The organism is Variovorax sp. V116 (genome assembly GCF_041154435.1).
Taxonomy (GTDB): domain Bacteria; phylum Pseudomonadota; class Gammaproteobacteria; order Burkholderiales; family Burkholderiaceae_C; genus Variovorax; species Variovorax paradoxus.
Genome location: NZ_AP028661.1, coordinates 1,511,104 through 1,524,364, shown reverse-complemented (window position 1 = coordinate 1,524,364; position 13,261 = coordinate 1,511,104). Strand labels below are relative to the sequence as shown.

Sequence of the window (13,261 nt, the reverse complement as noted above, 5' to 3'; positions counted from 1 at the left end):
CAAGGAAGAACGGCGCCACATCGGCGCCGTTTTTTTATGGGGAACGCAAGAGCGGCAAGCGCCGCAGCGCGGTGCCGATGCCGGTCAGGCCTTCTCGGTCTGCGCTGCGCGCTTCCAGGCCGCTGCGGCCTGCTCTTCGTCGCCGCGCGTTTCGGCCAGTTCGGCCAGTGCCAGCCAGGCACGCCGGTACAGCTCCGTGTCCTGCAGGCCCAGGCCGGCCTGCATCAGCAGCTGCTGGGCCTTGCCCCAGAGCTGGCGCTTCATGCAGGCCATGCCCGCGAGGTACTGCAGGTTGGGGTCGCGCGGGTTGTTGCGCTGCGCGGTTTCGATGCGGGCCAGCCAATCGGCATCCACCGAGTCGAGCCCCGCCTCGAGGGCGCGCGCCATCTTGACGCGCAGCGTGTCGCCCAGGCCCCGGGGCTGCGACACCATGCGCTCCCAGGCCGGCAGCAGCCAGCCGCGCGCCAGCGACAGGTCGCCGCGCAGCGCCACCATGCGCTGGGCGGCGTGAATCGCGACCTCGGGCATTTCGCGCTCGGCCGCGTCGAGCTCGGCCCAGGCGCGAAGCAGCTGTGCCGGGTCATGCGCGCCCGACAGCAGCTCGGTCGCGAGGCCGCGCACGATGCTCTGCGCCGCGCCATCGGAAAAGGCCCGGTGCTTGGCGAGCAGGCGCGCCGTTTCCAGCGCTTCGAGCGTGCGCCCGTCCTGGCGCGCCGCCTTCAGCCGGATGCGCAGCGCGAGCGTGCGCCGCTGCACGCCTTGGGGAAGCTCCTCGAGCCGGGTGAGGGCTCCCGCGGGATCGTGGTCTTCGAGTGCCCAGCGCGCAGCGCGCAGCTGCACGCCCTCGCGCGTTTCGGGACTGGCGAGCACGTTGCGCTCGACGCTTTCGTTGAGCGCCTGCTGCAGGTGGGCGTCGCGCGCGGGCCGGTCCTGCAGGGCCTGCGCGCTCTCGGCAGCCAGCAGGTGGGACAGCACGCGCACCTGCTGGGACTGCGGCAGGCTCGCGCCGAGCGCAGCCAGCGTTTTCTCCTGCACCAGCGCGGCTTGTGCGGCCTTGCGCGCGCGCGAGAAGCGGCCCGACAGCAGCTGCACCATGGCGTCCAGCAGGGCCGAGTGCAGCATGCGTTCCTTTTGCTGCAGCCGCCATTGGCGCGCCTGGGTCGGCAGCGAGAACAAGGCCGCCAGGCCGCGCAATGCAAGATGGAGCAGCACGAACGCGGCCAGCAGGATGACCAGCACCAGGTTCAGCGACAGGTCGACCCGCCACGGCGGCCAGAACACGGTGATCGTGCCCTGGTTGTTGCCCGCGAACAGCGCCACCGCCGCCGCGACGGCGAACAGCGCGAGGAGCCAGAGGGCGGCTCTCACCTCAGCGCCCCGCCGCGGCCGTGGCCAGCGCCGACAGCGTGTCGTCGATGCGCGGGGGTTCGGCGGTTTTCATCAGCGCCTGCAGTTGCTGCAGCTGCGTGGCGGCGGCCTGCGTGCGCCGCGATGCGGGATCGAAATAGCGGTTCAGCGATGCGGCCACCGTGGCGAGTTCGCTGCGCGCGGCATCGACCTGCCGCGACAGCAGCGAAAGCCGCGCATTGAGCAGCTTGAGCTTGAGGTTCTCGCGCAGGAAATAAGTCTGGTCGGGTGCCAGCAGCACCGCCTCGGGCCGCTCGATGCGCCCGACCCGCACCAGCGACCGCGCTTCGGCGCGTATCGTCAGCAGCACCCTCTCCCACCAGGCGGCATCGGCGGGAATGGGTTCCGGCTGCCAGGCATTGAGCCCCGAGCCGCGCATGGCCACGGCGTTGAGCGGCGGCAGGTCGTCCACGCTGCGCATCAGCTCGTCGAGTTTTTGCAGCGCCTCGCCGCTGTCGGCGCTCGCGCTGCTGCGCAGGCGGTCGGCGTCGCGCTGCATGGCGCGCTGCAGCGGCGCCAGCCGGGGCTGCGCGGCGCGCGCAATGCGCAGGTCGCCGGACTTGAGGGCCGCGAGCAGGGGCTCGACGCTGCCCGTGACCTGCGCCTGCTGAAGGGCGAGGCGCACGGCCGATTCGATGTCGACCACCAGGTTCTCGTCGCGCGAGCGCGAGAGGCTCTGCATCAGTTCTTCGAGCTGCGAGCGCTGCAGCGCGACCTCGGCAACGCGGGTTTCGGTGAGCGCGGCGCGCGCCGCGGTCTCGCGCACCGTGTCGATGGCTTGGCGGGCCAGGGTGCGCGCCTCGAGCGATTGGGCCAGCGCATCGGCGCTCTGGCGCGCCAGCTGCTCCTGCATGCCGCCGACCTTCTGCCACAGCGAGATGGCCATCACCAGGGCCGCCAATGCCACGATGGCCAGCAGTCCGAAGCCGACGCGCGAGAGCATTGTTGCGGCGGCCGCCTGCGACTCGGGCGACTGCGCCATCGCCAGCGTGGCGGGCACCGGCGCGGCGGCAGATGGGGGGGAGAAGTCGTCGGACGGGGACGCAGCACTCATGTGAAGGATTCTATCGACGCGACCAGGGCTTCCCGCAGCGGCGGGCACACGCGCACCACACCGAATCCCGCGGCCCGCGCGGCTTCGCCGATGCGCGCATGGGTCGCCACCGCGCATGCCGCATGCCAGCCGGTGCCCGGCATGGCATCGCACAGGTTGGCAATGGCCTCCGAGCTGCTGAACAGCCAGACCGCGCGCCCCGCGGCGCCGTCGAGTGCCAGCGCACGCGCCGCGTCGTCGAAGGATGGCGGCAGGCGCCGGTAGGCGACCACCGTGTCGCGCAACCCCTTTGCGGCGTCGATCTCGCGCGCGAGCCAGTCGCGTCCGCTCGGCTGGCCGGCCGCATCGCCGCCGCGCACGATCAGCACGCGCACGCCCTGGCCGACCTGCCCTTTCACGCGCTCCCACAGCGCCTCGGAGTCGAAGCGGGCGGCGTCGGGAGGCGGTGCGTCGATGGCGTCTTGCGGCACGCCGGCACGCAACAACGCGCGCGCCGTGCCCGGTCCCGTGGCCCAGAAGCGCGGGCCGGTTGCGCGTTGCCCTTCTTCCGCATGCAGGAAGAAATGCTCGACCGCCGTGGCGCTCACGAACATCAGCGCCGCGTAGTCGGGAAGATGCTTCCACGCTGCGCGCAGCGGCTCCACCTCGATGGCGGGCTCGATGGCGATCAGCGGCAGCACCGCGGCGTCCAGCCCGGCGGCCCGGAATTCGTCCGCCCACTGCGCGGCCTCGCGCGCCGGCCGCGTGACGATGACGGGCTTGGCAGCCATCGCTCTTTGAAGAATCTTCAGTGCGCGCCGGCGTCGCGCAGCAGCGCGGCGGCACGCTCGCCGAGGGCGCCGGCCTGCGCGAAGTCGGCGGCCGGCGCTTGCGCATGGACCCGCACCAGCGCAGCGTTGCCTTCGGGGTCGCCCCAGGCCGCATCGACGCGCAGCGCACCGTCGGCCTGCCAGCGCGCATGGGCCGCCAGCGGCATGGAACAGCTGCCGCCCATCGACCGGCTCACCGCGCGCTCGGCGGCGGTGGCCAGCCAATCGCGCGGATGCGACAAGGCGGCCAGCAGCGCGATCAGGTCCGTGCGGTCGGCCCGCACCTCGATGCCGAGTGCGCCCTGCCCCGCGGCCGGCAGCATGGTGTCGGGATCGAAGGCGACCCGGATGCGATGCTCGAGCCCGAGCCGCTTGAGCCCGGCCGCCGCGAGCACGATGGCGTCGTAGTGGCCTTCGTCGAGCTTGCGCAGGCGGGTGTCGAGGTTGCCGCGCAGCGGCTCGATGCGCAGGTCGGGCCGCAAGGCGCGCAGCAGCACCACGCGCCGCAGGCTGGAGGTGCCGACGACGGCGCCCTGCGGCAGTTCGTCGAGCGAGGCATGGCGCGGCGACACCAGCGCATCGCGCGGGTCTTCGCGCTCCAGCACGCAGGCCAGCACGAAGCCCTCGGGCAGGTCCATCGGCACGTCTTTCAGCGAATGCACCGCGATGTCGGCGCGGCCTTCCTCGAGCGCGAGTTCGAGTTCCTTCACGAAGAGGCCCTTGCCGCCCACCTTGCTGAGCGACTTGTCCAGGATCTGGTCGCCGCGCGTGGTCATGCCCAGCAGGCTGACCGCGTGGCCCCGTTCCTGCAGCAGCGCCTGCACGTGCTCGGCCTGCCACAGGGCGAGCCGGCTTTCGCGCGTGGCGATCACGATATTGCTCAAGGCCGCTCCCAAAAAGTACATGTTGAAGACCTCTGGAATGCTAGCATGTTGCGCCGCAACAACGCAGGCGGCGCATTCTTTCTAGACCAGGAAAAACATCGAAATGAAAGCCAGCAAGACTCCTGCGCCGCCCAAGCGCCGGCAAGCCGAAGACCAGCCGCTGATCGACGACATCCGGCTCCTGGGCCGCATCCTCGGCGACGTGATCCGCGAACAGGAGGGCGAGGAAAGTTATGCGCTGGTCGAGAAGATCCGCACGCTGTCGGTGGCTTTCCGCCGCGATGCCGACCAGGCGGCCGACCGCGCGCTCAAGAACCTGCTCAAGGGCCTGAGCGCGGCCGAGACGGTGCGCGTGATCCGCGCCTTCACCTATTTCAGCCACCTGGCCAACCTGGCCGAAGACCGGCACCTGATCCGCCGCCGCACCGAGGCCGAGCGCGCGGGCGAAAGCGCCGACGGCGACCTGCAGACCGCCCTTGCGCGCATCCGCAAGGCCGGCGTCAAGCCCGACGAGGTGGTGGCTTCGCTGGCACGCAGCTACGTGTCGCCGGTGCTCACCGCGCACCCGACCGAAGTGCAGCGCAAGAGCATCCTCGATGCCGAGCGCGCCATTGCTCAGCTGCTCACCACGCGCGACGAGATCAAGCTGCGCCAGAGCGCCTACGCGGGCGCCAAGGACGCGCTTACGCCGCTCGAGTTTGCCGAGAACGAAACGCAGATGCGCATCCGCGTCACGCAGATCTGGCAGACGCGGCTGCTGCGCTTTTCCAAGCTCACCGTGGCCGACGAGATCGAGAACGCGCTGAGCTACTACGAAGCCACCTTCCTGCGCGAGATTCCGCGCGTCTATGCCGACCTCGAAAAGGCGCTGGGCCAGGGCGGCGTGCTGCCTTCGGTGGCGCCCTTCCTGCGCATGGGCCAGTGGATCGGCGGCGACCGCGACGGCAATCCCAACGTGACGGCCGAAACGCTCGAATACGCGCTGCGCCGCCAGGCCGAGCTGGCACTGCGCCACTACCTCACCGAAGTGCATTACCTCGGCGGCGAGCTCTCGCTGTCCGCCACGCTGGTGGACGTGTCGGTCGAGATGCAGGCGCTGGCCGCGCGCTCGCCCGACACCAGCGAGCACCGCAAGGACGAGCCCTACCGCCGCGCGCTCACCGGCGTGTATGCGCGGCTGGCGGCCACGCTGCGCGATCTCACCGGCGGCGAGGCCGCGCGCCACGCCGTGCCGCCGCAGAACCCCTATGCGAAGGCCGAGGAATTCCTGGACGACCTGCGCACGGTGGAAGAGTCGCTCGTCGAGAAGCACGGCAGCGTGCTGGCGGCGCCGCGCCTGCGGCCGCTGATCCGCGCGGTCGAGGTGTTCGGCTTCCACCTGGCCACGGTCGACCTGCGCCAGAGCTCGGACAAGCACGAGGCCGTGATCGCCGAACTGCTGGCCACCGCACGCATCGAGCCGGCCTACGCTTCGCTGGCGGAAGAAGCGAAGCAGACGCTGCTGCTCAAGCTGCTCGACGACGCGCGTCCGCTGCGCGTGCCCGATGCCGAGTACTCGCCGCTGGCGCAGAGCGAGCTCGCGATCTTCGCGGCCGCACGCACGGCGCGTGCGCGCTACGGCGCGGCGGCCATCCGCCACTACATCATCAGCCACACCGAGACGGTGAGCGACCTGCTCGAGGCCCTGCTGCTGCAAAAGGAAGTGGGCCTCCTGCGCGGCGCGATGAACGGCAAGGCCACCTGCGACCTGATCGTGGTGCCGCTGTTCGAAACCATCGAGGACCTGCGCAATGCCGCGCCCATCGTGCGCGCCTTCTATGCGCTGCCGAACATCCAGGCGCTCATCGAGCGCTCGGGCGCCGAGCAGGACGTGATGCTCGGCTACAGCGACAGCAACAAGGACGGCGGCATCTTCACGAGCAACTGGGAGCTCTACCGCGCGGGCATCGCGCTGGTGGCGCTGTTCGACGAGCTCAACAAGAAGAAGGCCAACCCGATTCGCCTGCGCATGTTCCATGGCCGCGGCGGCACGGTGGGACGCGGCGGCGGACCGAGCTACCAGGCGATCCTCGCGCAGCCGCCCGGCACGGTGCGCGGCCAGATCCGCCTCACCGAACAGGGCGAAGTCATTGGCTCGAAGTACGCCAACCGCGAGATCGGCCGGCGCAACCTCGAGACGCTGGTGGCCGCCACGCTCGAAGCCACGCTGCTGCCGCAGGCCAAGTCGGCGCCCGCCACGTTCCTGTCGGCGGCCGGGGAGCTGTCGAGCGCGAGCATGTCGGCCTACCGCAAGCTGGTCTACGAAACCCCGGGCTTCGGCGACTACTTCTTCGGCTCCACGCCGATCCGCGAGATTGCCGAACTCAACATCGGCTCGCGTCCCGCCTCGCGCAACCCGAGCCACAAGATCGACGACCTGCGCGCTGTGCCATGGAGCTTCAGCTGGGGCCAGTGCCGGCTCACCATTCCCGGCTGGTTCGGCTTCGGCTCGGGCGTGGAGCAGTTCCTGGCCTCGGCCGCAACGCCGGCCGCGCGCAAGGAGCGCACTGCGCTGCTGCGCCGCATGTATGCGCAGTGGCCGTTCTTTCGCACGCTGCTCTCCAACATGGACATGGTGCTGGCCAAGAGCGACCTCGCGCTGGCCTCGCGCTACGCCGAGCTGGTGACCGACCGCAAGCTGCGCCAGAAGGTGTTCTCGATGATCGACACCGAATGGCACCGCACCTCCGATGCGCTCACGCTCATCACCGGCGCCAAGCAAAGGCTCGAAGGCAACGCCGAGATGCAACGCTCGGTGCGCCACCGCTTTCCGTACATCGATCCGCTGCATCACCTGCAGGTCGAGCTGATGCGCCGCTACCGCGCGGGCGAAGGCGGCGAGCGGCTGCAGCGCGGCATCCACATCTCGATCAACGGGGTGGCGGCCGGCCTGCGCAACACCGGATGAAGGCCAATGCACCGAAGGGCAATGCCTCCACGATGACCACCATCCAGTCCCGCCGCAGGCTCATCGTCCTCATCCTGCTGGGCCTGGCGGTCGCGGGCGCGATCGTGCGGCACTACGCCGAGCGCGGCACGACCACGCGCGACATCGGCACGCTGCTGATGGTGCTGTGGGTGCCGATCATCGGCAACGTCATTGCCTGGCTCATCGGCAAGCTGCCGCGGCGCGCGGCGCCGGCCGAGCCCGCGGGCTTCGATGCGGCGCGCGCGTTCACGCCCCACTTCCTGGCCGAGCTCAGGCTGCGCCCGCCGGCACTGCCTTCGCACGACGTGCCGCTCGCGCCGGGCGAATACCGCTGCGCGCTGGTGGTCGGCAACGAAGGCTTCTCGGCGCGCTGGTTCGTGCCGCCGGGGGGAGCGCTCGCGCGGGGCAAGCCGCATGCGCTGGACATCGAGCTGCTGTCGCCGCAGACCGCCGGCCCCCGGTTTCCTGCAGGTGCGGCCTTCCGCGTGCTGGTGGGCGATTCGTTCATTGCCGATGGGCGCGTGCTGGAGCTTCGCGCACCGCATATCTAGGGAAGGTGGGGAACGGCAAAAGGGTCGATTGTTCGCCGCCGGGAAACTGACTACTGCCGGCAGGCCCCTTGGTGGCGGGCCTGTCCGCCCGGACACTGGGAAGCCTTTCGCAACAACGTGTCGGTATGCGCTTGCCGACGCGGTCCAGGACTTCTTCCCATGATGAATTCACCCAGCAGCAACCCCTGCATCGACGATCTTGCGCCCGAGCCCGCCAGGACCGCCCGCTCCGCCTGGCTGGCGGTCGGCTCGATCGCCGTCGGCACCTTTGCCATGGTCTCGACCGAGTTCATGCCCATCGGCCTTTTGACCGACATCGCCCGCGGCCTGAACGTGTCCGACGGCACGGCCGGCCTGATGATCACCATGCCCGGCGTGCTGGCGGCCTTTGCCGGCCCCGCGCTCATCGTCGCTTCGGGCCGGCTCGACCGGCGCACCGTGCTGATCGCGCTCACCACCTTGCTGATCGCCTCGAACCTGCTGGCCGCCTTTGCGCCCAACTTCGCGACCATGCTGGTCGCGCGCCTCATGCTCGGCCTGTGCGTGGGCGGCTTCTGGACCTTTGCGCCGGCCGCCGCCACGCAGCTGGTGCCGGACGCCTCCAAGGCGCGCGCCATGTCGCTGGTGCTGGCGGGCGTGTCCGCCGCCACCGTGCTGGGCGTGCCCGCGGGTTCGTTCCTGGGCACGCAGTTCGGCTGGCGCGCCTCGTTCGCGGTGACCGGCGCGCTCGCGGCCGCGGTGCTGCTGGTGCAGCTGTGGCTGCTGCCCGCGATACCGCCGGTGCGCGCCATCGGTGCGCGCGACCTGCTCACGCCGCTCACGCGGCGCATGGCGCAGGTCGGGCTGCTCGCGGTGCTGTTCTTCATTGCCGGCCACTTCGCGGCCTACACCTACCTGAAGCCGCTGCTGCAGCAGGTGTTCGGCCTCGCGCCCAACTCGGTCTCGACGCTGCTGCTGGTGTATGGCGCGGTGGGCTTTGTCGGCACCTTCCTCGGCGGCAGCCTGGTGGCGCGCAGCGTGCGCGGCACCACCCTGCTGGCGGCGCTGATGCTCGCGACCGCGCTCCTGCTGTCGACGGTGATCGGCTCCGGCTTCGTGCCCGGCGCGGTGGTGGTCGTGATCTGGGGCGTGGCCTTCGGCCTGATCCCGGTCGCGCTCACGGGCTGGATGATGGAGGCCGTGCCCGACGCGCCCGAAGCCGGCCAGGCCCTGCTCGTGAGCGGCTTCCAGGTGGCAATCGCTTCCGGCGCGCTGATCGGCGGCGTGACGGTCGACAACCACGGCATCTCCAGCGCGATGGTGCTCAGCGGCGTGCTGGTGCTGATCGCGGCGCTGATCGTCGGCACGCTGGGCCGGGCGCGCGGCGGCGCCGCGCTCGCTACTTCTTCGGCCGAGTAGCGCGGCTGGCCTGTGCGCCCGCCGCAAGGATCGCATCGAGCACCACGCGCAGGGCCTTGTTGACCGGCTTGTCGCGCCGGATCACCACGGCCAGCGTGCGGTGCATGCGGGGGGCCAGGCGGCTGATCTTCAGGCCCGGGTGCGCGCCGCGGCCCGTCATTGCCATGCGCGGGACGATGCCGTAGCCCAGCCCCGCAGCCACCATTTCCTTCATCGCCTCGACACTGCCCAGTTCCATGACGGGCTGCGGCTGCAGGCCTTCGTCCGCGAACCAGCGGTCGACCAGCTTGCGCGTGTTGGCCGCGGGCTCGAACAGCACCAGCGGCAGCGCCGCCAGGTCGGCGGGTGCCACGCGCGCCTTCAGCGGCGCAAGGTCGCTGCGGCCGATGGCGACGAATTCGTCGTCGAGCACCGGCACCACGCTCAGTGAGCGGCCCGCGGCCGGCAGCGTCACCAGCGCAAGGTCGCTGCTGTTCTCCTCCACCTTGCGGACATGGTCGTCGGTGTTGCCCGTGCTCACCACGATGCCGAGCGCCGGAAACTGCTCGCGCAGGCTGCGCAGCACGGCCGGCAAAAAATAGAGGCAGGCGGTGGCACCGGTGCCCAGCCGCACGCGGCCCGTGACGCCGCTCGCATGGTCCGCCAGCGCGTCGATGGCGTTCTCCACCGCGGTTTCGATGTGGTGGCTGTGCCGCAGCAGTTCCGCACCGGCCGGCGTGGCCTTGGCGCGCTTGCCGACGCGCTCGACCAGGCGCACCGCGAGCCTGCGCTCCAGCTGGCGGACCTGCAGGCTCACCGCGGGCTGCGTGAGGCCGAGCCGGTCGGCCGCAGCCGAGAAGCTGCCGGTTTCGATCACCAGGCCGAAGGACCGGAGCTGGTCGAGGTTGAGCGTCTTATCCAAAGTATTCCTTATGCCTTGCATCAGTCGGCGAAGCTTCACTTATCGTCCGCGCAGCGTCAAGATCCGGACCATGCCTTCGCCTGTTCAAGCCACCCAAGCTCTCGCCTCCACCGAAATCCTCGACGCCGGGGCGCACCACATGCCTTCGGTACAGGCCATCTACAGCCGCTACGTGCTGCACGACCTGTGCTCCTTCGAGGAAGAGGTGCCGAGCGTCGAAGAGATGCAGGCGCGCCGCGCCGGCGTGCTGGCGCGCGGCCTCCCCTACCTTGTCGCGCTGAAGGACGGCGAGGTGGCCGGCTACGCCTATGCAAGCCCCTACCGCAGCCGCTCCGCCTACCGCCACACGGTCGAAGATTCGATCTACGTGGCAGAAGGCATGCAGGGCCGTGGCATCGGCCGCGCGCTGCTCCAGGAGCTGATCCGGCGCTGCACCGACGGCGGCTTCGCGCAGATGGTGGCGGTGATCGGCAACAGCGCCAATGCGGGCTCGCAGCGCGTGCACCAGGGCCTGGGCTTCGAGACGGTGGGCGTGCTGCGCAACGTCGGCTTCAAGTTCGGGCAGTGGGTCGACACCGTGCTCATGCAACGTGCGCTGCGCTGAACCGGCCCCCGCGCGCGGATGGCTTGCGCTGCTGTGCGCGAGCCGGCTGCTGCAGGCCATGGTGGTCACCGCCTATTCCGGCGTGCTGCCCTTCATGATGGCCGACTGGCACATGACGGCCGCGCAGGCTGGCTCGATCCAGAGCGCATGGCACGTGGGCTACATGAGTTCGCTGTTCGCCGTCGGCCTGCTGGCCGACCGCTACGGCCCGCACCGCGTCTTCCTGATCGGCAGCGCGGTCAGCGCGTGCTCGGCACTGGCTTTTGCCGCCTTCGCGCACGGCCATCTTTCGGCGCTGCTGCTCTACGGCCTGGCCGGGCTGTGCGCGGGCGCCTCGTACACGCCGGGCCTGCAGCTGCTCGCGCGCAACGCCGAGCCCGCCGTGCGCGGCCGGGCGATGGGGCTCTTTCTTGGTTCGGCGTCGATGGGCTACGCCTTGTCGCTGGCGGTGGTGGCGGCCTTCAGCCACGCCCTGCACTGGCGCTTCGGCCTGCTGGCGGCGGCGGGCTGCACCTTCGCCGGCGCACTGCTCACGGTGCCGGCGCTGCGGCGCATGCGGCCGCCCGCACCGGCCGCCGGCGCAGGAACGCCGCCGCGCGAAGGCACCTGGCATGCGCTGGCCGAGACGGTGCGCGACAAGCCCGCGATGGCCGGCAACTGGGCCTATGCCTTCCACTGCTGGGAACTGATGGCGCTGTGGGCCTGGCTGCCGGCCTACCTGGTCGCCTCGGCCGGCGGCGCCGCGCCGTGGCAGGGCGCGGGCATTGCGCTGGCGGCGTTCGCGCACCTGGTGAGCGTGTTCGGCAGCATCGGGGGCGGTGCCGCGTCCGACCGCTTCGGCCGCGCACGCATCATGATGGCCGCCACGCTCATGAGCCTGTGCATGTCCTTCGCGTTCGGCTGGATGTGGACCTGGCCGCTGTGGCTGCTGGCCGTGATGGCCGCCCTCTACAACCTGCTCGCGATTGCGGACTCCTCCGTCTATTCGACCGCGCTGGCCGACGTGGTGGCGCCGCACCGGCTGGGCGTGGCGTACTCGGTGCGCTCGGTGATGGGCTTCGGCGCGGGTGCGCTGAGCCCCTGGGTGTTCGGCCTGGTGCTGGACAGGGGACAGACGCGCTTCGGCTTCGGCAGCACGTACAGCTGGGTGGCGGCATGGAGCTCGGTCGGGCTCGGCGCGCTGCTGGGGCCGTGGATGATCGTGCGCTTCGGCCGGCTGGAGCGCGCGCGGCGTGCGCGCTGAACTTCGCCGGCGTCTCGCACCATCAACTCCCGATCGGATATTCGACGGCCACGCGGATCTGGCGGGCGTCGAGTTCGGCCTGCGCCTTGTTGCTGCGGTGCTCGCCATAGCGCAGCAGCAAGGCCAGTCCCTTGGCCGATCCGGCCTGCACCGTGTAGCGCAGCCAGAGGTCGCGCTCCCAGTGCCGGCCGTCCTTGCCGTAGCCCAGCCAGGCATAGCCGCCGCGGGCGGGCACGCGGCTGCCGTCGATGCCGCTGCCGCGGATGTAGGCGGCGCCCATCGCGAGTCCCGGCGCGCCCCAGCTTGCGGCATCGACTTCGTAGCGCAGCTGCCACGATTGCTCGTGCGGCGCATTGAAGTCGGACAGCTGCGCGGCATTGCCGAGCCAGATGGCACCGCGCGTCAGGTAGTCGAAGGGCGTGTCGCCGTCCACCTTCTGCCAGCCCACGCCCAGGCGGTGGGGGCCGTGCGTGTAGGTGGCCATGAGGCTCGCGGTGGTGTTGTCGATCGGGCCGGCCAGCGCGCGGCCGGTGTCCTTGCTGTGATAGAGCTGCAGGTCGAAGGCCAGGGCGCGCTTCGCGCCGAGCGGCACCGCGTAGGAGGCACCGAGGTAGCCGGTGCGCCAGGTGTCCTTCAGCCGCCCGAGGTAGGCCGAGAGCGAAAGCGCGGGCGCCGCCTTCCACGTGGCGCCGGCAAAGTCGAAGGCATCGCCGCGCGGCGACTTCGGGTCGAGGTAGTTGACGACCAGCGGATTGGCGGTGCCGCGCGCGTTGCGGTCGGCCGAGCCGGTGAAATGGCCGGCCTGCAGCGTGAGCTTGTCGATCTCGTGGCTCGTGAGCAGCCAGCCGCGCATGGTCTCGGGCAAGAGGCGCGTGTCGGAGGAACTGAAGATCGGCGCCTTGGCGCGCTGCTCGCCCACCTTGAGGACCGTGGAGGAGATGCGCACCTTCAGCGCCGCGCCGCCGCGCGCAATGCCGTCCTGTGCGTAGCCCTGGCGGTCCACCGGCAGCATGCGGACCTTGCCGACGCGCAGGTCGTCGCCCGAGAGCTTGTGCGCAAAGTAGGCGTGCGCATCGGCGCCGAAGCCGACCACGCCGCGCGTGAAGCCCGACTCCACCGCGCCCATGAGGCCGTAGCCCCATTCCTGCGCGTAGTCGCTGCGCCTGGCCCTGGGCAGCACGGCATTGCGTCCGCCGTTGCTCCTGCCGCCGTCCAGGTAGTCGCGGCGTTCAAGGACGGTGCGGTTCAGCAGGCTCCATCGCGTGTCTTCGACGAAGCCTCCGGTGGCTTCGGCAACCGGGGCTTCGGCACCGGCCGCGGCACCGCCGAGCATCATCAGTGCGGCGCCCCAGCAGCGTCGCCCGGCCCTCGGGAAACGCCGGCACGGGGCCGGACGGGCGGCAGGGAATGCCGATTGCGTGCGGATCATGTCCTGCCCCTCC

General features: G+C 70.8%; 11 protein-coding genes. 5 read left to right on the top strand and 6 right to left on the bottom strand.

The features are described 5' to 3' along the window. Positions 1 to 84: 84 nt before the first annotated feature. From ACAM58_RS07065 to hemC, 4 genes are read right to left on the bottom strand one after another with little or no spacing between them, the layout of a single operon-like run. Positions 85 to 1,368, bottom strand: a complete 1,284-nt coding sequence (locus ACAM58_RS07065; protein WP_012746524.1) for a heme biosynthesis HemY N-terminal domain-containing protein — start codon at positions 1,366 to 1,368, stop codon at positions 85 to 87. Between the two features lies 1 nt (position 1,369). Beyond that, positions 1,370 to 2,461, bottom strand: a complete 1,092-nt coding sequence (locus tag ACAM58_RS07060; protein WP_062362794.1) for a uroporphyrinogen-III C-methyltransferase — start codon at positions 2,459 to 2,461, stop codon at positions 1,370 to 1,372. Next, the gene (locus ACAM58_RS07055; RefSeq protein WP_062362798.1) at positions 2,458 to 3,231 is read right to left on the bottom strand and encodes a uroporphyrinogen-III synthase; all 774 of its coding nucleotides are present in this window, start codon (positions 3,229 to 3,231) and stop codon (positions 2,458 to 2,460) included. Before ACAM58_RS07055 ends, ACAM58_RS07060 begins: the two co-directional genes overlap by 4 nt. A 17-nt stretch (positions 3,232 to 3,248) precedes the next feature. Further along, complete coding sequence (gene hemC, locus ACAM58_RS07050; protein ID WP_062362801.1) at positions 3,249 to 4,175, bottom strand: hydroxymethylbilane synthase; 927 nt, start codon at positions 4,173 to 4,175, stop codon at positions 3,249 to 3,251. Positions 4,176 to 4,257: 82 nt separating this feature from the next. Here hemC and ppc point away from each other — a divergent pair, with 82 nt between their 5' ends. The 3 genes from ppc to ACAM58_RS07035 all read left to right on the top strand — a co-directional run bounded on the left by ppc (position 4,258) and on the right by ACAM58_RS07035 (position 9,071). After that, positions 4,258 to 7,101, top strand: a complete 2,844-nt coding sequence (gene ppc / locus ACAM58_RS07045; protein ID WP_062362804.1) for a phosphoenolpyruvate carboxylase — start codon at positions 4,258 to 4,260, stop codon at positions 7,099 to 7,101. Beyond that, positions 7,098 to 7,673, top strand: coding sequence for a hypothetical protein (locus tag ACAM58_RS07040; protein ID WP_062362808.1), 576 nt, complete (start codon positions 7,098 to 7,100; stop codon positions 7,671 to 7,673). The genes ppc and ACAM58_RS07040 overlap by 4 nt, the downstream gene beginning before the upstream one ends. Before the next feature lie 159 nt (positions 7,674 to 7,832). Then, on the top strand, positions 7,833 to 9,071 hold the full coding sequence (locus ACAM58_RS07035) for an MFS transporter (protein WP_018903235.1): 1,239 nt from the start codon (positions 7,833 to 7,835) through the stop codon (positions 9,069 to 9,071). Here the strand turns inward: ACAM58_RS07035 and ACAM58_RS07030 are convergent. Further along, positions 9,052 to 9,993 carry a LysR family transcriptional regulator gene (locus ACAM58_RS07030; RefSeq protein WP_062364424.1) on the bottom strand — a complete coding sequence of 314 codons (942 nt, stop codon included), beginning with the start codon at positions 9,991 to 9,993 and terminating at the stop codon, positions 9,052 to 9,054. The genes ACAM58_RS07035 and ACAM58_RS07030 overlap by 20 nt on opposite strands. Before the next feature lie 49 nt (positions 9,994 to 10,042). On the opposite strand from ACAM58_RS07030, the gene ACAM58_RS07025 reads away from it, so the two are divergent. Then, positions 10,043 to 10,576, top strand: a complete 534-nt coding sequence (locus tag ACAM58_RS07025) for a GNAT family N-acetyltransferase (protein WP_062362811.1) — start codon at positions 10,043 to 10,045, stop codon at positions 10,574 to 10,576. Next, positions 10,563 to 11,819 carry an MFS transporter gene (locus ACAM58_RS07020; protein ID WP_062362814.1) on the top strand — a complete coding sequence of 419 codons (1,257 nt, stop codon included), beginning with the start codon at positions 10,563 to 10,565 and terminating at the stop codon, positions 11,817 to 11,819. Before ACAM58_RS07025 ends, ACAM58_RS07020 begins: the two co-directional genes overlap by 14 nt. 22 nt (positions 11,820 to 11,841) lie before the next feature. Here the strand turns inward: ACAM58_RS07020 and ACAM58_RS07015 are convergent, their stop codons facing one another. Next, entirely contained in the window at positions 11,842 to 13,248 is a 1,407-nt protein-coding gene (locus tag ACAM58_RS07015; RefSeq protein ID WP_244883388.1) for an OprD family porin, read from the bottom strand. Between the last annotated feature and the right edge of the window lie 13 nt (positions 13,249 to 13,261).